Below are 17295 nucleotides of genomic sequence, written 5' to 3'. Positions count from 1 at the left end.
CCGGCAGGCAGGAGGAAGGCCGACTCGTGGAGCACCGAACAGGCGAACGGCTGTCGCACACCCGAGCGGCATGAAGACCGCCCCGCGGGCCCACGGCCGACGTACACCCGGGCGCCATGAAGAAGGCCGGCTCGTGGACGGACGCCGGGGTCAGCCCGTGAAGTCGATTCTGCGGAGGTTGTCGGCCGCGTCCCGGTCGGCCAGGACGGCCGAGGCGCAGCCGGCGGGGAGTTCGCCGCGCTCCACCGCGCGCAGGAGGCGGGTGCTCGCCCCCCGGTGGCGCAGGAACGCGTAGCGCGAGACGCCGCGGCCGCGGTCGCGCTGGCCGGCCAGGGCCTGTTCGGGACTGACGTCGAGCAGGAGGAGGTGCAGGGCGGCACCGCGGCGGCCGGCCTCGCGGGCGAGCCAGCGGCGGACCCAGGCCTGCGTGCCGCAGTCGTGCACGACGACGCCCTCGCCCGTGCGCAGGGCGCGCCGCAGCCCGGCGTAGTGGGAGAGGCGGACGAGCGGGCGGTAGAGCGCGTACGGCAGGATGCGCGGCATGCGGCGGGCCCAGCGGTCGCGGGTGTCCTGGGAGTCGATGCGCCGGCCCGGCACGGTGCGCCGCATCAGCGTGGACTTGCCGCTGCCCGGCAGGCCGGTGACCACGACGAGGTCGCGTGGGCCGAACAGCAGCGCGTGCGGGCTCCGGCCGGCACGGTCGCGCAGATCGCGGACGACCGGCGCCGGTGCCGCAGCGCGGACCGCCCGGGCCGGTGCGGCCGGCTGCTCGGGCAGCGCGATGCCCGTCGTCGCGTACGCGGTGGTCCTGTTCACCGTGATCGTCCTCCCCTGGGGCCAGGTACGGAGTCCCATCCCCGCCGAGTGTAAAGAGAAGGTAATGCGGCAGGCCTCTCATTTACGTTCTCGTCCTGCAACAGGGCTGCTACAGGTCGCTGTGCCCGGCACGCGGGACTCGTGCACTCCCTGTGAAAGGTCCCCCTGCCGCGCCGGAAGGATGCGTGCAATGATGTGCGCGCCAACTGCATACCGGCCGTTTGAATCCGCGCGGGAGAGTCCCCAGCACCGCAGGAGCTGGGGCGCCGAAGGAGCAAGTCCCTCCCTTGAATCTCTCAGGCCCCGTTACCGCGCGGGCGAGGCACATCTGAAAAGCGGGCCGCCCCTGTCCTGGACGGGGACGCGGCTCCACCCAAGGTGCAAGCCAGTGACCCGTGTGGTCATGGCGAACCTCTCAGGTTCCGATGACAGATGGGGAGGAACGACCTCGCCCGTCATTGCCTTGGGAGACGACCGACCGTGAGCAGTACAGGAGAACTCCGCCACACCGCGCTCGATGCCCTGCATCGTGTCCTCGGTGCGACGATGACCGACTTCGCCGGCTGGGACATGCCCCTGCGCTACGGCTCCGAGCGCGACGAGCACATCGCCGTGCGCACGAAGGCCGGCCTCTTCGACCTCTCCCACATGGGCGAGATCACCGTCACCGGGCCGCAGGCCGCCGCCCTGCTGGACTTCGCCCTGGTGGGCAACATCGGCGGGGTGAAGCCGGGCCGGGCCCGCTACACCATGATCTGCCGGGCCGACGGCGGCATCCTGGACGACCTGATCGTCTACCGGCTGGGCGAGACCGAGTACATGGTCGTCGCCAACGCCTCCAACGCCCAGGTGGTGCTGGACGCGCTGACCGAGCGCGCCGCCGGCTTCGACGCCGAGGTGCGCGACGACCGGGACGCCTACGCGCTGATCGCCGTGCAGGGCCCGGAGTCCCCCGGCATCCTCAAGTCCCTCACGGACGCCGACCTCGACGGCCTGAAGTACTACGCCGGGCTGCCCGGCACGGTCGCGGGTGTCCCGGCCCTGATCGCCCGGACCGGCTACACCGGCGAGGACGGCTTCGAGCTCTTCGTGAAGCCCGAGCACGCCGTCGAGCTGTGGCAGGCGCTGACCAAGGCCGGCGAGGGCGTCGGCCTGGTCCCGTGCGGGCTGTCCTGCCGCGACACGTTGCGCCTGGAAGCGGGCATGCCGCTGTACGGGCACGAGCTGACGACCTCCCTCACCCCCTTCGACGCCGGGCTCGGCCGGGTGGTGAAGTTCGAGAAGGAGGGCGACTTCGTGGGGCGCGAGGCCCTGCGCGAGGCCGCCGCCCGCGCCGAGCAGAACCCGCCGCGCGTCCTGGTCGGCCTGGTCGCCGAGGGCCGCCGGGTCCCGCGCGCCGGGTACGCGGTCGTCGCCGGCGGCGAGGTGATCGGCGAGGTCACCTCCGGCGCCCCCTCCCCCACCCTCGGCAAGCCGATCGCGATGGCGTACGTCGACGCCGTGCACGCCGCACCCGGCACGAGTGGCGTGGGCGTGGACATCCGGGGCAGTCACGAGCCGTACGAGGTCGTGGCGCTGCCGTTCTACAAGCGCCAGAAGTAGACACTGGCCGAAGGGCCGCGGCAGCGACCCCCGTGCCCGTCGTCCCAGCTCACCAGCAGTCCCCCCTTCCACAGCACTCCCGCGCGTACAGGAGAATCCAGGCCATGAGCAACCCCAACGAGCTGCGCTACAGCAAGGAGCACGAGTGGCTGTCGGCCGCCGAGGACGGCGTGTCGACGGTCGGCATCACGGAGCACGCGGCCAACGCGCTCGGCGATGTCGTGTTCGTCCAGCTGCCCGAGGTCGGTGACTCCGTGTCCGCCGGCGAGACCTGCGGCGAGCTGGAGTCGACCAAGTCGGTGTCCGACCTGTACTCCCCCGTCTCCGGTGAGGTCACCGAGGTCAACGAGGACGTCGTGAACGACCCGTCGCTGGTGAACTCGGCCCCCTTCGAGGGCGGCTGGCTGTTCAAGGTGCGGGTCACGGACGAGCCGGGCGACCTGCTCTCCGCCGACGAGTACACCGCGTTCTCCGCGGGCTGAGGGAGTCGTATGTCCGTCCTGAACACACCCCTGCACGAGCTCGACCCGGCCGTCGCCGCGGCGGTCGACGCCGAGCTGCACCGCCAGCAGTCCACGCTCGAGATGATCGCCTCGGAGAACTTCGCTCCGCTCGCGGTCATGGAGGCGCAGGGCTCGGTCCTCACCAACAAGTACGCCGAGGGCTACCCGGGTCGCCGCTACTACGGCGGCTGCGAGCACGTCGACGTGGTCGAGCAGATCGCGATCGACCGCATCAAGGAGCTGTTCGGCGCCGAGCACGCGAACGTCCAGCCGCACTCCGGTGCCCAGGCCAACGCCGCCGCGATGTTCGCGCTGCTCAAGCCGGGCGACACCATCATGGGTCTGAACCTCGCGCACGGCGGGCACCTGACCCACGGCATGAAGATCAACTTCTCCGGCAAGCTCTACGACGTCGTCGCCTACCACGTGGGCGAGGACGGCCGGGTCGACATGACCGAGGTGGAGCGGCTGGCCAGGGAGTCCCGGCCGAAGCTGATCGTCGCCGGCTGGTCGGCGTACCCGCGGCAGCTGGACTTCGCGGAGTTCCGCCGGATCGCGGACGAGGTCGGCGCGTACCTGATGGTCGACATGGCCCACTTCGCCGGGCTGGTCGCGGCCGGGCTGCACCCGAACCCGGTGCCGCACGCGCACGTGGTCACCACCACGACCCACAAGACCCTCGGCGGCCCGCGCGGCGGTGTGATCCTGTCCACGGCCGAACTGGCCAAGAAGATCAACTCGGCTGTCTTCCCCGGTCAGCAGGGCGGCCCGCTGGAGCATGTGATCGCCGCCAAGGCGGTCTCCTTCAAGGTCGCCGCCTCGGAGGACTTCAAGGAGCGCCAGCGCCGTACGCTGGAGGGTGCCCGCATCCTGGCCGAGCGTCTGGTGAAGGACGACGTCCGGGCCGTGGGCGTGGACGTGCTGTCCGGCGGCACGGACGTGCACCTCGTCCTGGTCGACCTGCGCCATTCGGAGCTGGACGGACAGCAGGCCGAGGACCGGCTCCACGAGGTGGGCATCACCGTCAACCGGAACGCCATCCCGAACGACCCGCGTCCGCCGATGGTGACGTCCGGTCTGCGGATCGGCACACCGGCCCTGGCCACCCGTGGGTTCGGGGCCGAGGACTTCGCTGAGGTCGCCGACGTCATCGCCGAGGCGCTCAAGCCGTCGTACGACGCGCAGGCCCTCAAGGCCCGGGTGAAGGCCCTGGCCGACAAGCACCCGCTGTACCCGGGTCTGAACAAGTAAAGAAGAAACCTTTCGGGTGCCGCCGCCCGTCACGAGCGGGCGCGGCACCCACCCCCTTGGCACCACCCCCGTAGTCAGGAGTTCCCCCGTGGCCATCTCGGTCTTCGACCTGTTCTCGATCGGCATCGGCCCGTCCAGCTCCCACACCGTCGGCCCGATGCGGGCGGCCCGGATGTTCGCCCGGCGGCTGCGCAACGAGGAGCTGCTGGCCCCGACCGCGAAGGTCCACGCGGAGCTGTACGGCTCGCTCGGCGCGACCGGGCACGGCCACGGCACTCCCAAGGCGGTGCTGCTCGGCCTGGAGGGCGACTCGCCGCGCACGGTCGACGTGGGCAGCGCCGACGAGCGGGTGGAGGCGATCAAGGCCGGCGGCCGGCTCAACCTGCTCGGTGAGCACGAGATCGCGTTCTCCTACGACGACGACATGGTGCTGCACCGCCGCAAGACGCTGCCCTACCACGCGAACGGCATGACCCTGTGGGCGTACGACGCCTCGGGCACGGAGCTGCTGACGAAGACGTACTACTCGGTCGGCGGCGGCTTCGTCGTCGACGAGGACGCGGTCGGCGCCGACCGCATCAAACTCGACGACACCGTGCTGAAGTACCCCTTCCGCACGGGTGACGAGCTGCTGCGCCTGACCGAGGAGACGGGCCTGTCCATCTCCGCGCTGATGCTGGAGAACGAGCGGGCCTGGCGCTCCGAGGAGGAGATCCGCGCGGGCCTGCTGGAGATCTGGCAGGTGATGCGGGACTGTGTGGCGCGCGGACTGTCCCAGGAGGGCATCCTGCCGGGCGGCCTCAAGGTGCGCCGGCGGGCCGCGAACACCGCGCGCAAGCTGCGCTCCGAGGGCGAGCCGCTGGCCCTGGCCATGGAGTGGATCACCCTCTACGCCATGGCCGTCAACGAGGAGAACGCCGCCGGCGGCCGGGTCGTCACCGCGCCCACCAACGGCGCCGCCGGCATCATCCCGGCGGTCCTGCACTACTACGTCAACTTCGTGCCCGGCGCCGACGAGGAGGGCGTGGTCCGCTTCCTGCTCGCCGCGGGCGCGATCGGCATGCTCTTCAAGGAGAACGCCTCGATCTCCGGCGCCGAGGTCGGCTGCCAGGGCGAGGTCGGCTCCGCCTGCTCGATGGCCGCGGGCGCCCTGGCCGAGGTCCTCGGCGGCTCGCCCGAGCAGGTCGAGAACGCCGCCGAGATCGGCATGGAACACAACCTCGGCCTCACCTGCGATCCCGTAGGCGGCCTGGTCCAGATTCCCTGCATCGAACGCAATGGCATGGCCGCGGTCAAGGCCGTCACCGCCGCCCGCATGGCCATGCGCGGCGACGGCTCCCACAAGGTGTCCCTGGACAAGGTCATCAAGACGATGAAGGACACCGGCGCCGACATGTCGGTCAAGTACAAGGAGACGGCCCGGGGTGGGCTGGCCGTGAACATCATCGAGTGCTGAGGCTCTCTGACGGTGACCACGGGCGTCTGGTGGGCGTCCGGTGTGACCTCGAAGGTGAGAAGCACCCCGTCACCTCCGTCCGCTGGGTGAGCGACACCCCCGGGCCGATGCCCCGCAGTTCTGCGGTCACCGTGACATCCGGGCCCTGCCGCTCGATGCCGACCAGGTTTTGCGCGGGCCGAGCACGACGGGGCGTAGACAGGTCAAAGGGTCACGATCCCAAGCACGCGTTGCTCACCGGCTTCTACTGTCTCAGGTTTTGAGATGGCGGTACCGGAAATCAAGATGACTGACATCGTTGCATTACCCATGTTTCAAACGTGAAAGACCAGCGATGCCCGCACCAGCCACCGGCTCAGCCCCCACGCCCGTCAACCCGCGGTCCCGCGTGCTCGTCGCCAGCCTCATGGGCACGACGATCGAGTTCTACGACTTCTACATCTACGCGACCGCCGCGGTGCTCGTCTTCCCTCAGCTCTTCTTCCCGAGCAGCGATCCGACCACCGCGCTGCTGTCGTCCTTCGCGGTCTTCGGCGCCGCGATGGTGGCCCGGCCGGTCGGTGCCGTCGTCTTCGGGCACCTCGGTGACCGGCTCGGCCGCAAGAAGACACTCGTCGTGTCGCTGCTGACCATGGGCATCGCCACGTTCCTCATCGGGGTGCTGCCCACCTACGCACAGGTCGGCTGGCCGGCCACCGCGCTGCTCGTGGTGATGCGGCTCGCGCAGGGCTTCGCGCTCGGCGGTGAGTGGAGCGGCGCCGCCCTCGTCGCGACCGAGAACGCCCCCAGCGGCAAGCGCGCCCTGTACGGCACCTTCCCCCAACTGGGCGCCCCGCTCGGCTTCATCATCGGCAACGGCCTGTTCCTGGTCATGGGCGCGCTGCTGCCGTCCACCGCCGGCGCCGACCCCTCGCAGCCCTCGGACGCCTTCGTCAGCTGGGGCTGGCGCGTGCCGTTCCTGTTCTCCGCGGTGATGGTCGCGATCGGCCTGTGGGTGCGCTCCCGGCTCGTCGAGTCGGCGGTCTTCGCCAGGACCCGCGAGTCCGGCGGGGTGCAGCGGCTGCCGCTCGTGACCGTGGTGCGCGGCCACGGGAGGCAGTTGGTCCTGGGCACCTTCATCATGCTGGCGACCTACGTGCTCTTCTACCTGATGACCACGTTCTCGCTGAGCTACGGACGCGCCGCCAAGGACGCCGCCGTGCCCGGACTCGGTTACGACTACACCACGTTCGTCCTCATGATGATCTTCGGTGTGCTGTTCTTCGCCGCGTTCACCCTGGCCTCGGGTCCACTCGCGGACCGGTACGGGCGGCGCACCGTCCTGATCTGGATCACCGCCGCGATCATGGTCTTCGGACTGGTCTGGGTGCCGCTGATCGATCTCGGCACCCTCGGCGTGGTGCTGTGGCTCGTCCTCGGCTTCACGCTGATGGGCATGACGTTCGGACCGATGGGCGCGCTCCTGCCCGAGCTGTTCCCCACGAGCGTCCGCTACACCGGCTCCGGCATCTCGTACAACGTCAGCTCGATCCTCGGGGCGGCGGTCGCCCCCTTCATCGCCGTGGCGCTGTGGGAGGCGGGTGACGGCTCGCCGTGGCTGGTCGGCGTCTACCTCTCGGCGATGGCGGTGCTGACGCTGATCGCGCTCCTGCTCGGCAAGGAGACCAAGCACGCCTCCCTGGACGATCGCGAGGCCGCCTCCGGCGACGACGCGATCCGGACCCGGGCGGGCTCCCCCGCCTCCTGAAGCCGGCCTTCGAACCGACCCTCAAACCGACCGGCGCTCACCACCGCCGGGTCGCGAACCTCCTCGCGCCCGGCGTACGGCCACCGTCGCGGGGCATAACAACAGCCCCACGACTCAAGGGGACTTCACCCCACCCGCACCAAGGGAGCCCCCATGCTGCGCGGCATCGACGTGAGCGCCTACCAGTCCTCCTCCTACAGCACCGACGGCCTCTCCTTCGTCTTCGTCAAGGCGACGGAGGGGCGGTCCTACGTCAACCCCAAACTGGCCGCCCAGACCAAGCGCGCACGGGACGCCGGGCTGGTCGTCGGCTTCTATCACTTCCTGTGGCCCGGCAACCTCGCCGCCCAGGCCGAGTACTTCGTCGGCAAGGCCCCGGACCGGGCGGGTGACATCCTCGCCGTCGACTGGGAGACGACCGGTGAGGGGACGCACGCGAGCAACGCCGAGAAGGACCGGTTCCTGCGGAAGCTGAAGGAACTGCGGCCGCACAACCGGGTCATCCTGTATGCCAACCGCGACTTCTGGCTGAACGTCGACACGACGTCCTACGCGGGCGACGGCCTGTGGATCGCCGATTACGTCTCGGCGGGCAAGCCGCGCATCAAGGCCACGTGGCGCTTCCACCAGTACACCGACGACCCGCTGGACAAGAACGTGGCCCGCTTCGCCAGCAGAGCGGCGCTGCGGGAGTGGGCCGAGGACGCCTGACCCGTGCCGCGGCGGGCGACGTCCGCGCGACGGGGCGAACGCGGCTCGGCACGGCATCAGGGCCGGTCGCGAAAGCGGGCCTCGGGCCTCGCACGGCAGGCGCCGATCGGATCCCTCAGCCGCTGAACTCCGGCGTGCGCTTCGGGGACGCCTCCGCCAGGGCCTTCGTGACCGCCTCCACGCCGTCGCGCAGGCCGTAGACCGGGGTGCCGGGCTGCTGGCGCCAGGAGTCGTCGATGCCGCCCGCGTCGACGGTGTCGAAGCCGAGCGCGTCGATCAGCTCCCGTACCTTGCGCTTGGCCGCCTCGTCGTCTCCCGCCACCGGCAGGGCCATGCGGCCGGGGTCGCCGGCGGGGAGCGGGCGGTCCAGGATGTCCTGGGCGAAGGTGCCGTTGAAGGCCTTGACCACCGGGTGTCCGATGTGGCGTTCCGTCCAGCGGCTCTCGGTGAGGCCGTCGTCCTCGATCGCCGCGATCCTGCCGTCGCGCTGCCGGGGGTAGTAGTTGCCGGTGTCGATGACCGCGACGCCGTCCGCCGCGCCGTCGAACAGCCCGGAGGGAAGGTCCGGGACGGCCTTCAGCGGAACGGTGACGACGACGATCTCGGCGCCCCGGGCCGCCTCCACGACCGTCACGGGCGTCGCGCCGGTCTCCTCCGCCAGGGCCGTGAGCGTCTGGGGGCCGCGGGAGTTGGCGACGGACACCTCGTGCCCGAGGGCGGTGAGCCGCCGGGTCAGGTTGCCGCCGATGTTGCCCGCTCCGATGATGCCGATCTTCATGTCGTCGCCTCGCCCTTCCGCGGATGAACAGCGCCTCGTGGAGTCTCAAGACCGGTCAACCTCCCGGGCGGGTCGGCTATTCCGGGCCGGATATGCCGAGGGGCCCGGTCCGTGATCGTGGACCGGGCCCCTTCGCTCGCGGCCGGCGAGCGGTGTGCCTACTTGTTCAGGTAGGCCCAGAACTCGTCGAAGCTCAGCCGCTTGTCGCCGTCGAGGTCGCGGGTCTTGATGACGACCTCGGCGACCGACTCGGTGACGTTCCAGTCACCCGACTGGGCCAGGGCGGTCTTGAACTCGGCAGCGGTGATGAACCCGTCACCGTCCGTATCGATCCGCTCGAACTGCTTGCGTGCTTCCTCGATGTCCGCCACCGATCCGCCCCTCATCTCGTGCTGTGCGTCCTAGTGACGCAGGTCTGACGGAGGTCAGGTTAACCGGCCGTGCCCGCCCCCGGCGCGGCGGCACCGGGCGCCCCGGTGGTGTCAGGCGGCCTGCCCGGGGTGCGGCAGCCGGGACGGGGTGTCGCCCGTCGGCCATGTGCTGTCCTTGTTCTCGCCGAGCCGCTGCGGGCACACCAGGACCCCGGGCGAGCCGGTCCTGTCGTGCAGGTCGCCCAGCCGGTCGAGCAATTGGGCACGGACCCGGGTGAGGTCGTCGATACGCTGCTGGATCACCGCGAGCCGCTGCTCGAACACGGCGATCTTGGCACCGGGGTCCGCACAGCTGTGGTCGCTCAGCAGCTCGTCGCGCAGGCAGCCGTCGATGAGCAGCAGATCGTCCGTGGTGAGCCCGGCGGCCAGAAGCAGCCGGATGTTCTCCACGACCTGCACCGCGTCCGTCCCGTAGGTGCGGTACCCGTTGGAGGAGCGCTCGGGGTGCAGCAGTCCGTGCTCCTCGTAGTACCGCAGTGCCCGGGTGGTGGTGCCGGTTGCGTGCGCGAGTTCCCCGATGCGCATGGTGCTCCTTTCGGTTGCCGGTCAGACGGTGCTCTCGGCCGCTCGGTTGCCGGTCAGACGGTGCTCTCGGCCGCCTTCGGCGTCTCCGCCGCGGGGCCTGCCGGTTCCTGGTCGGCCGGTTCCTGGTCGGCCGGTCCCTGGTCGGCCACGGGGGTGCGGCGCCGCTCCCCGGCCGCCTCGACGAGCGCGAACACCAGGGCGAGCACGGCGACCACGCCGCCGACCGCGGGCAGCCAGCCCAGCGGGGCCCCCGCTGCGATGACCCGGCCACCGAGCCAGCCGCCCAGCGCCGTACCGAGGTTGAACGCCGAGCTCTGCACGGTCAGGGCCAGCGTCCGGGCCTGCTGCGAGGCGACGTTGAGCAGGCGCGTGTTCACCGCCGGCATGACCGCGTAGTAGGCGGCGCCGAAGAGGAAGAGGAAACCGACCGCCGGCGTCTTGAACGACGTGGTCGCGCCCAGGAGGAGCAGGGAGCCGGCCAGCGTGGCCACGCAGACGGACACGGCCCCGAGCACCGAACGGTCGGTCAGCCGGCCGCCGATGAGGTTGCCGACCGTGCCGCCGATGCCGAACAGCAGCAGCAGCGGGGTGACCGCCGACTCGCTGAACCCGACGGCGTCGGTGAGCAGGGGCGTGACGTAGGTGTACGCCGTGAAGGAGGCGGCGGCGCACAGCGCGGTGATGCCGGTGACGATCTGCACCCGGCGGTCGCCGAGGACCCGCAGCTCCGCCAGCCGCCCCCGGTCCTCGTCCGCGGAGATGCCGGGGGTGTTGGGTGCGAGCGCCGCGACGGGCACGGTGACCGCGAGGGTGAGCGCGGCGACCGCCCAGAAGGTGGCGCGCCAGCTCAGCCACTGCCCGAGGGCGGTGCCGATGGGCAGTCCCGCGATCATCGCCAGGCTGAAGCCCAGCGAGACCCGGGCCACCGCCATGCCCCGCTTGTGCGGCGGCACGACGTCGGCAGCGATACCGAAGAACAGTGGCATCAGGGCGGAGTGGGCGAGCGCGGCGATGATCCGGCCGATGGCCAGCGGCCAGAACGAGGTCGCCACGGCGGACACCACGTTGCCGAGGACGTAGGTGACCATCAGCGCGAGCAGCAGGTGGCGGCGGCGCGCCCGTCCGGTGGTCAGGGCGAGGACCGGGCCGCCGATGACCACCGTCATCGCGAAGGAGCTGACGAGGAGGCCCGCGGTCGACAGGGAGACGCCGGCGTCGGCGGCGATGTCGGGCAGCAGGCCCGCGATCATGATTTCGCCGGTGCCCAGGGTGAACGAGCACAGGGTCAGGACGGCCAGGGCCCAGGCGGAGCCCCGTTCGGTGGGGGGATTCGGTGAGGTGTGCATGAGTGGCAGCATCAACCTTGACGTCGGGGTGAAGGTCAAGTCGGGGACGGAAGACGGGGAGCGGTCAGGAGGCGCCGCGTGCGCCGCACGGGATCATCGCCTCGGCCGCCGGTCCCAGGGCGACGGACGCGGTGAAGCAGGGGCGCTCGTACTGCCGGGCGGTGACCAGCAGGTGGTCCGGGTCGGCGGGGTCGGCCTCGGTGTCGATCCAGCAGGGGGCGTCGAACTCGACGTAGCGGTGGAACCGGGTGGTCATGCCCGTGGTGCGGACCGTACGGGGCCGCGAGGCCGCGTGGGCGGCCTGGCGGGCGGCGTCGAGCAGCAACATTCCGGGGACGTGGTCGACCGGGTGGTCGAAGAGGACGGGGTGCCCGGTGTCGACGCGCAGCAGATGGCGTCCCGCGACCTGCGTGGGCGACAGGACGACGTCGTCCGGTCCCGGCCGGCCCGCCTCGTGCGCCGGCAGCGCGGCGGGCGGGGCCGGAGCGCGCCCCACGGCGCGGGCGATGTCGGCGTACTCGGCGCGCAGCCGCCGGTACACGGACGGCGTCTGGATGGTGAAGCGTGTGACCGCGCTGCCTATCAGGACGTCGCCGTGCAGGGCGCGGATGTGCAGCGTGACGGCGCTCGCCCGGGTGCCACGGCGGGTGACGTCGGTGCAGTCGGCCAGCAGCAGCAGCTCGCGGCGCGCCGTGCCCGGGTGGGCTGCAGGGTCGTCGGCCCGACCGGCGGCGAGGGAGAAGTCGTAGGTCTCCCAGAGCAGATGGTGGCCGAGTGGGACGTCGTAGGCGGCGTGCGACAGCATGGGGAGGCACTGCCGGACCGTCTCGCTGAACAGCAGCGGGTCGACGTCTTCTTCGGTGCTGTAGAAGGAGTGGGCCCTGGGCCAGCGGGCCTTGATCAGGAAGCTGTCGGTGCCGGTGCGTTGCCAGGACGTGAGTAAGGTCTCGTCGGCGTTGCGCTTGTGGACGTGGTCCTGTGGCACGGGAGCCCACGGCGACGATGTCAGATCCTGGGCGGGCCGGATCACGGTGGTACCTCTTCTCTGGCAGGACGAACCGCATGGGGGATGTCCGGTTGTGCAGCGCTCGTCTCGGCACTGGATGTCGCTACTATAAATGCGATCGTTCTGTTTTTTGTTCCTGTCACATTTCAACCTTGTGGAGCTGCCCGATGACACGGCCCAAGCAGGAACGCGCCGTACGCACCCGTGAGGCCATCCTGATGGCGGCGGCGGAGGTGTTCGACGAGTACGGCTACTCGGCCGCCGGCGTCAGCAAGATCCTGCAGCGGGCCGGCGTCACCCAGGGCGCGATGTACTTCCACTTCAAGTCCAAGGAGGACCTGGGCCGCGCGGTCCTCGTGGAGCAGGCCTCCACGCTCGCGCTGCCCGCCGAGCCGGCCGGGCTGCAGCAGTTGATCGACCTGACCCTGTACCTCGGCCTGGAGCTGCAGCGCAACGTGCTGCTGCGGGCCGGGGTGCGGCTGGCCGTCGAACAGGGGGAGGCGGGGCTGCAGGACTTCACCGTCTACCGCTGGTGGATCGACCGGTTCCGCGCCGAGCTGGAGGTGGCCGGGCGGCGCGGCGATCTGCTGCCCCAGGTGGACGCCCTTGAGTTCGCCCGGGTCCTGGTCGCGTCCTTCACCGGTACCCAGCTGATGTCCCACCTGGAGTCGGGGCGGGAGAGCCTGCCCTCCGAGATCGCCGTGCTGTGGGGCTATCTGCTGCCTGGCGTCGCCACGCCCGGGGCCCTGGCGCGGCTGACGGTGGACGTGGAACGCGCGAAGGCGATGCTGTGAGCGGCCCGCGCGTCCTGCTGACCGGCGCCACGGGGTTCATCGGCTCCGCGGTGCTGCGCACGTTGTCGCGGGCCGTTGCGGAGGAGGGCGCGGACCTGGCGGTGCGGGCCGTCGTGCGCGCGGCGCCCGCCGGACAGGAGTGGCTGCCCGGTGTGGAGTGGGCCCGCGCGGACCTCACGGACCCGGCCTCGCTGCGCGGACTGGGCGCCGGGTGCGACGTCCTGCTGCATCTCGCGGCGCGCGTCGGCGGCGACGCGGACGCCTGCGCGGCCGTGAACGTGGCCGGCACCTCGGCACTGATCCAAGAGGTGCGCCGGGCGGGCATCGCGCGGGTCCTGCTGCTGTCCACGGCCGCCGTGTACGGGGCCGGGCCGCACAGCGGCATCCCCGTGGACGGGGTCGAGCCCGCTCCGGTCTCCGCCGCCAGCGCCACCCGGCTGGCCGCCGAGCGGCTGGTGAGGGCGGTCGGCGGCACGGTACTGCGGCCGGGGCTGGTCCTCGGCCGCGGGGACCGTTGGGTGGTGCCCGCCCTGGCCGAACTCGCCGCCCGCGTGCCGGCCCGCTGGGACGGCGGGCGGGGCCGGCTGTCCCTGGTGGACGTGCGGGACCTCGCCCGGCTGATCGCTGCGCTGACCCGTGCCGGACGGCTCCCGGGCGGGGTGCATCACGCCAGTCACCCGGAACCGGTACGGGTCGCCGACCTGCTCGCGCGGCTCGTCGAGCACGGTGTGCTGCCTGAAGTGGCCGAGCGGGACTGGCCGCTGGACCGCTGCCTCGCGGAGCTTGCCCGCACCCCGGGGCGGGCCGGCGAGAGGCAGTTCCGGCTGCTGGCCGAAGACCACTGGTACGAGAGCCGGGAGATCTGGCGGCTCGCGGACTGCCCGCCCGGGCCGGGCCCCCTGGACGGACTGGCGGACACGGCGGGCTGGTACCGCTCCCTGCTCGCCGGGCGCTGACCCGCCACCGGCGGCAGGAGGCAGGACGCAGGCAGGGCGCAGGAGAAGGTAAAGGATTTGTTTTGCGATCGTCTCCGTCCGACCAAGACGATTCACAAAACGATCGTTCTGTTTGTAATTTGGCTCCGTGATCAGTGACCCTCTCCACGTGGCCGACCTCAGAGGAGGACACTGGACCGTGCACGGAATATCGCCTCACCAGGCGGCCATAGCCGACATCGGGATACGCCACCTCCGGGCGTTCCTCGTGCTCGCCGAGCAGTTGAGCTTCACCCAGGCCGCTGCCTCGCTGCGCACGACCCAGCCGTCCCTCACGCGCTCCATCCACCGGCTCGAAGAGGCCCTCGGCGCCCGGCTCTTCCACCGGACCACCCGCAGCGTGCGGTTGAGCGAGTCAGGGGCACTGCTGCGGGAGGAGCTGGAGGAACTGCTCCCCCGCCTGGAAGCGGCGCTGGCGCCGCAGTACGACATCCAGACCCTGCGGATCGGCTTCAACTGGCTGTTCCCCGACGAGCTCCTGCAGGACACCATCGCCGGCTTCGAGCGGGCGTACGGTGTCGCCGTTGACCTGGTGCGCCGTGACGAGCGGTGCGCCGGACTGGAGGAGGGCGCCGTCCAGCTGGCCGTGCTGCGCGGCAGACAGGTCGCCCGAGGGCTCACCACCGTGCGGCTCGCCCAGGAGGAGCGTGTCGCCGCCGTCGCCCGCAGATCGCCGCTCGCCCACCGGAGCGGCATCGCCTGGACCGAGCTCGCCGAGCACCCGGTACTGATCAACACGGTGAGCGGCGCCACCCAGCTGCGTGACTGGCCGGAGGAGGCCCGGCCCGGCAAGGTCACCCTGTGCGGCGGCTTCACCGAGTGGCTGGAGCTGATCGCCGCCGGTCACGGCGTCGGGGTCGCTCCCCACCTGGTGCAGCACCGCAACCCGCATCCCGGGGTCCGGTTCATCCCGCTCACCGGAGCCCCGCCCATGCCCCTCTGGCTGGCCCGCCCCGCGGCGGGCGCCCACCCGCTCGCCCTCCGCTTCGTCGAACGCGCGGCCGCGGTGGTCCAGGCAGCAGCCGCGTAGACCTGCCCGGCGGACGCGGGCTCGAGGGCGTTCCGTGCCCGCCGGAGGGCCCGCGAGCCCGAGGCGAACCGCCCCGGGCCCAGGACCGTCACTCTCCCCGCCATGCGGCGATCGCCCGTTCGTAGCGTTCCAGGTAGCGCTCGACCACGCTGCGGCCGGCTGCGGGGAGCAGCGTCAGGACCCGGGTGACGCCGGCCTGCTCGCAGAGGTCCAGGATCCGCGGATCGTGCGGGACGCCGGCCAGCACCACCGGGACCGGACCGCGCCCGGCGTCCTCGGCGCGGCGCTGCAACTCCGGGACGCGCCGCAGGGTCTGGGCGAGGGTGTCCTCGTTCGCGAAGTCGGGCAGCCACGCGTCGCCGTACGCCAGGACCCGTTCCAGCACGCGCGGGCCCATGCCGCCCACCATGACGGGCGGGTGCGGCCACTGAACCGGCTTGGGCCAGGACCAGACGCCCTCAAAGGAGACGTGCTTCCCGGCGTACGAGGCCTCACGCTCGGTCCAGACGGCCCGTACCGCCTCCGCGTGCTCCTTCATCCGCGCGAAACGGCGGTCCGGATGCACACCGTGGTGCCGCATCTCGTCCGCCGCCCAACCCGCGCCGATGCCGAAGTCGACGCGGCCGCCGGAGAGATGGTCGACGCTGGCGACGGTCTTGGCCAGCACCAGCGGATCGTGCTGGGCCACCAGGCAGATGGCGCTTCCCACGCGCAGGGAGCGGGTTGCGCAGGCGGCGGCCGTGGCCGCCACGAACGGATCCAGCGTCTCCCGGAACTTGTGCGGCATCCGCGCCGCCTGGGCGCCCGCCACGGCGTGCGTGTGCTCGGCGAAGTACAGCGCGGAGTGGCCGCGTTCCTCCATCATCCGGGCCAGTGGGCCGGGCGGCATGGTGGCGGGGGTGGCGAACACGGAGGCGCCGGTCTGCATGAGAAATCCTCCGGAGGAGAAGGGGGATCGGTCGAGCGTACGGAACCGGCGGGCGTCCGGGGCTTGTGGCCCGGACGCCCGCCGGTGGAGCCGTCGCCGGGGGCCGTTCGGGCCCGCGGCGACGGTCTCGTCACGCGCCGAGTCGGGATACCGACCGCGCGAGAGCCTTCAGGAGCGAGGAAGCCCGTTTGTCGTCGGGGCCCACCGCGATGAGCCGGTTGGTGATGTAGGAGACGCCCACTCCCGCGCCGGGCCAGGCCAGATGGGCCGAGCCGCCCCCGCCGTCGTGCCCGAACGAGTCCCCGTCCACGCCGTCGCGCGGCGTGGACCGCAGCCGGAAGCCGGCGCCGCCGTACACCATGCGGATGTCGATCAGCGGGTCCGTCTTGCGGACGTACTCGCGCCGCGCGTCGTCGAGCACCGCCCGCGACAGCAGCAGGGGCTCGTCCCCCGGCGCCCGTGTCGCGTCGGCGGCCAAGAGGGAGTACAGCCGCGAGATGGCACGTGCGGTGCCGATGACGTTGGCCGCGGGGATCAGCGACGTGCGCCGCTCCGGGCGGTTCCAGACCATCTCCTCGTGCGGGAAGGGGATGGGGTTCTGCCAGATCCGCTGGGTCATCGGCGCGTCACTGGTGAAGAACCCGGTGTACTGCTCCAGGAAGTGCGCCCCGTACTCCAGGCGCGCGACCTCCCCCGCCCGTTCGGCGGGAATGCCGTACGACATGTCGAGGTCGTGCGGCGCGGCGATCTCCTCGGCGAAGAACCGGTCGATGGTGCGCCCGTCCACCCGGCGGATCACCTCACCGGCGACCCAGCCCGCGGTGAACGGCCCGTACAGGATGCCCCCGGCCCGCTCGTCCTCCTCAGGAGCCTGGTCGGCGATCAGCCGTGCCATCTCCAGCGGGTCGTTGATGTCGTCCTGGTCCAGCGGCACGCGCACTCCCGGCAGCGCCGCGGTGTACGTCATCACCTGCCGCAGGGTGATGCGGTCCTTGCCGTGCCGGCCGAACTCGGGCCAGTAGTGGGCGACCGGGGTGTCGAAGTCGATCAGACCGCGCTCGACGGCGACGAGCAACGTGATCGCCACGATGCCCTTGCTGCCGGAGAACATCAGGGACTTGGTGCCGGGGTCCCAGGGGCGGCCGGTGGTGGAGTCGGCGGCGCCGCCCCAGATGTCCACCACCTTGGCGCCGCGCCACCAGGCGCAGAAGGCGCCGCCGAGTTCGTCGCGCTCACGCAGGTTCCGGTCGAACTCCTCGCGCACCTCCTCGAATCCCTCGGCGACGTACCCCTCGGCGACGAGACCGTGGTCGGCGGGACCGGCGATCCGGACGTCGGGGACAGCGGTGTCGGGCAGGGTTGTCATGAGTAGCAAC

At 71.5% G+C, this 17295-nt stretch carries 17 protein-coding genes and 2 riboswitches; of the genes, 9 read left to right on the top strand and 8 right to left on the bottom strand.

The window, feature by feature from the left end; translation table 11 throughout:
• Positions 1-150: 150 nt before the first annotated feature.
• Complete coding sequence (locus AB0B29_RS30330; protein ID WP_362244700.1) at positions 151-816, bottom strand: AAA family ATPase; 666 nt, start codon at positions 814-816, stop codon at positions 151-153.
• A 222-nt stretch (positions 817-1038) separates the two neighbouring features.
• Positions 1039-1138: riboswitch (glycine riboswitch) on the top strand.
• Positions 1139-1258: riboswitch (glycine riboswitch) on the top strand. It abuts the riboswitch before it with no gap.
• A gap of 38 nt (positions 1259-1296) precedes the next feature.
• Between AB0B29_RS30330 and gcvT the strand changes: the two genes are divergently transcribed.
• The 6 genes from gcvT to AB0B29_RS30300 all read left to right on the top strand — a co-directional run bounded on the left by gcvT (position 1297) and on the right by AB0B29_RS30300 (position 8086).
• Complete coding sequence (gene gcvT, locus AB0B29_RS30325; RefSeq protein ID WP_362244698.1) at positions 1297-2418, top strand: glycine cleavage system aminomethyltransferase GcvT; 1122 nt, start codon at positions 1297-1299, stop codon at positions 2416-2418.
• Positions 2419-2522: 104 nt separating this feature from the next.
• On the top strand, positions 2523-2900 hold the full coding sequence (gene gcvH, locus AB0B29_RS30320; RefSeq protein ID WP_234845364.1) for a glycine cleavage system protein GcvH: 378 nt from the start codon (positions 2523-2525) through the stop codon (positions 2898-2900).
• Between the two features lie 9 nt (positions 2901-2909).
• Complete coding sequence (glyA, locus tag AB0B29_RS30315; protein WP_362244696.1) at positions 2910-4172, top strand: serine hydroxymethyltransferase; 1263 nt, start codon at positions 2910-2912, stop codon at positions 4170-4172.
• Positions 4173-4260: 88 nt separating this feature from the next.
• Complete coding sequence (locus AB0B29_RS30310) at positions 4261-5628, top strand: L-serine ammonia-lyase (protein ID WP_362244694.1); 1368 nt, start codon at positions 4261-4263, stop codon at positions 5626-5628.
• A 334-nt stretch (positions 5629-5962) separates the two neighbouring features.
• Positions 5963-7375: an MFS transporter gene (locus AB0B29_RS30305; RefSeq protein ID WP_362244692.1), complete on the top strand. Its 1413-nt coding sequence runs from the start codon at positions 5963-5965 to the stop codon at positions 7373-7375.
• A 153-nt stretch (positions 7376-7528) separates the two neighbouring features.
• On the top strand, positions 7529-8086 hold the full coding sequence (locus tag AB0B29_RS30300) for a glycoside hydrolase family 25 protein (protein WP_362244690.1): 558 nt from the start codon (positions 7529-7531) through the stop codon (positions 8084-8086).
• A 115-nt stretch (positions 8087-8201) separates the two neighbouring features.
• Here AB0B29_RS30300 and AB0B29_RS30295 read toward each other — a convergent pair whose 3' ends face one another.
• The 5 genes from AB0B29_RS30295 to AB0B29_RS30275 form a co-directional block, all read right to left on the bottom strand.
• Positions 8202-8864 carry an NADPH-dependent F420 reductase gene (locus AB0B29_RS30295; protein ID WP_362244688.1) on the bottom strand — a complete coding sequence of 221 codons (663 nt, stop codon included), beginning with the start codon at positions 8862-8864 and terminating at the stop codon, positions 8202-8204.
• Positions 8865-9022: 158 nt separating this feature from the next.
• Complete coding sequence (locus AB0B29_RS30290; RefSeq protein ID WP_362244686.1) at positions 9023-9235, bottom strand: EF-hand domain-containing protein; 213 nt, start codon at positions 9233-9235, stop codon at positions 9023-9025.
• Between the two features lie 111 nt (positions 9236-9346).
• A complete protein-coding gene (locus tag AB0B29_RS30285; RefSeq protein WP_362244684.1) occupies positions 9347-9820 on the bottom strand; it encodes a MerR family transcriptional regulator in 474 nt (157 codons plus the stop codon).
• Positions 9821-9873: 53 nt separating this feature from the next.
• Positions 9874-11166 (bottom strand): MFS transporter, encoded by a 1293-nt coding sequence (locus tag AB0B29_RS30280; RefSeq protein WP_362244682.1) that lies wholly within the window; start codon positions 11164-11166, stop codon positions 9874-9876.
• Positions 11167-11230: 64 nt separating this feature from the next.
• Positions 11231-12151 carry a ScbA/BarX family gamma-butyrolactone biosynthesis protein gene (locus tag AB0B29_RS30275; protein ID WP_362244680.1) on the bottom strand — a complete coding sequence of 307 codons (921 nt, stop codon included), beginning with the start codon at positions 12149-12151 and terminating at the stop codon, positions 11231-11233.
• A 188-nt stretch (positions 12152-12339) separates the two neighbouring features.
• On the opposite strand from AB0B29_RS30275, the gene AB0B29_RS30270 reads away from it, so the two are divergent.
• The 3 genes from AB0B29_RS30270 to AB0B29_RS30260 all read left to right on the top strand — a co-directional run bounded on the left by AB0B29_RS30270 (position 12340) and on the right by AB0B29_RS30260 (position 14991).
• Complete coding sequence (locus AB0B29_RS30270; protein WP_362244678.1) at positions 12340-12966, top strand: ScbR family autoregulator-binding transcription factor; 627 nt, start codon at positions 12340-12342, stop codon at positions 12964-12966.
• Complete coding sequence (locus tag AB0B29_RS30265; protein ID WP_362244676.1) at positions 12963-13922, top strand: NAD-dependent epimerase/dehydratase family protein; 960 nt, start codon at positions 12963-12965, stop codon at positions 13920-13922. Before AB0B29_RS30270 ends, AB0B29_RS30265 begins: the two co-directional genes overlap by 4 nt.
• 178 nt (positions 13923-14100) lie before the next feature.
• Positions 14101-14991, top strand: a complete 891-nt coding sequence (locus AB0B29_RS30260) for a LysR family transcriptional regulator (RefSeq protein ID WP_362244674.1) — start codon at positions 14101-14103, stop codon at positions 14989-14991.
• Positions 14992-15079: 88 nt separating this feature from the next.
• Here the strand turns inward: AB0B29_RS30260 and AB0B29_RS30255 are convergent, their stop codons facing one another.
• Entirely contained in the window at positions 15080-15919 is an 840-nt protein-coding gene (locus tag AB0B29_RS30255; protein ID WP_362244672.1) for a TIGR03619 family F420-dependent LLM class oxidoreductase, read from the bottom strand.
• A 130-nt stretch (positions 15920-16049) separates the two neighbouring features.
• On the bottom strand, positions 16050-17285 hold the full coding sequence (locus AB0B29_RS30250; protein ID WP_362244670.1) for a serine hydrolase domain-containing protein: 1236 nt from the start codon (positions 17283-17285) through the stop codon (positions 16050-16052).
• Positions 17286-17295 lie beyond the last annotated feature (10 nt).

It is taken from the genome of Streptomyces tibetensis, assembly GCF_040647715.1.
GTDB lineage: Bacteria > Actinomycetota > Actinomycetes > Streptomycetales > Streptomycetaceae > Streptomyces > Streptomyces tibetensis_A.
Note: the sequence above shows the minus strand (reverse complement) of the source record. Positions and strands in the feature narration are given on the sequence as shown.

Coding starts and splice junctions, on each gene's coding strand:
- AB0B29_RS30280 (WP_362244682.1), bottom strand. CDS start 11,166: ATGCACACCTCACCGAATCCCCCCACCGAACGGGGCTCCGCCTGGGCC.
- AB0B29_RS30255 (WP_362244672.1), bottom strand. CDS start 15,919: ATGCAGACCGGCGCCTCCGTGTTCGCCACCCCCGCCACCATGCCGCCC.
- AB0B29_RS30300 (WP_362244690.1), top strand. CDS start 7,529: ATGCTGCGCGGCATCGACGTGAGCGCCTACCAGTCCTCCTCCTACAGC.
- AB0B29_RS30270 (WP_362244678.1), top strand. CDS start 12,340: ATGACACGGCCCAAGCAGGAACGCGCCGTACGCACCCGTGAGGCCATC.
- AB0B29_RS30285 (WP_362244684.1), bottom strand. CDS start 9,820: ATGCGCATCGGGGAACTCGCGCACGCAACCGGCACCACCACCCGGGCA.
- AB0B29_RS30295 (WP_362244688.1), bottom strand. CDS start 8,864: ATGAAGATCGGCATCATCGGAGCGGGCAACATCGGCGGCAACCTGACC.
- gcvH (WP_234845364.1), top strand. CDS start 2,523: ATGAGCAACCCCAACGAGCTGCGCTACAGCAAGGAGCACGAGTGGCTG.
- AB0B29_RS30305 (WP_362244692.1), top strand. CDS start 5,963: ATGCCCGCACCAGCCACCGGCTCAGCCCCCACGCCCGTCAACCCGCGG.
- AB0B29_RS30250 (WP_362244670.1), bottom strand. CDS start 17,285: ATGACAACCCTGCCCGACACCGCTGTCCCCGACGTCCGGATCGCCGGT.
- glyA (WP_362244696.1), top strand. CDS start 2,910: ATGTCCGTCCTGAACACACCCCTGCACGAGCTCGACCCGGCCGTCGCC.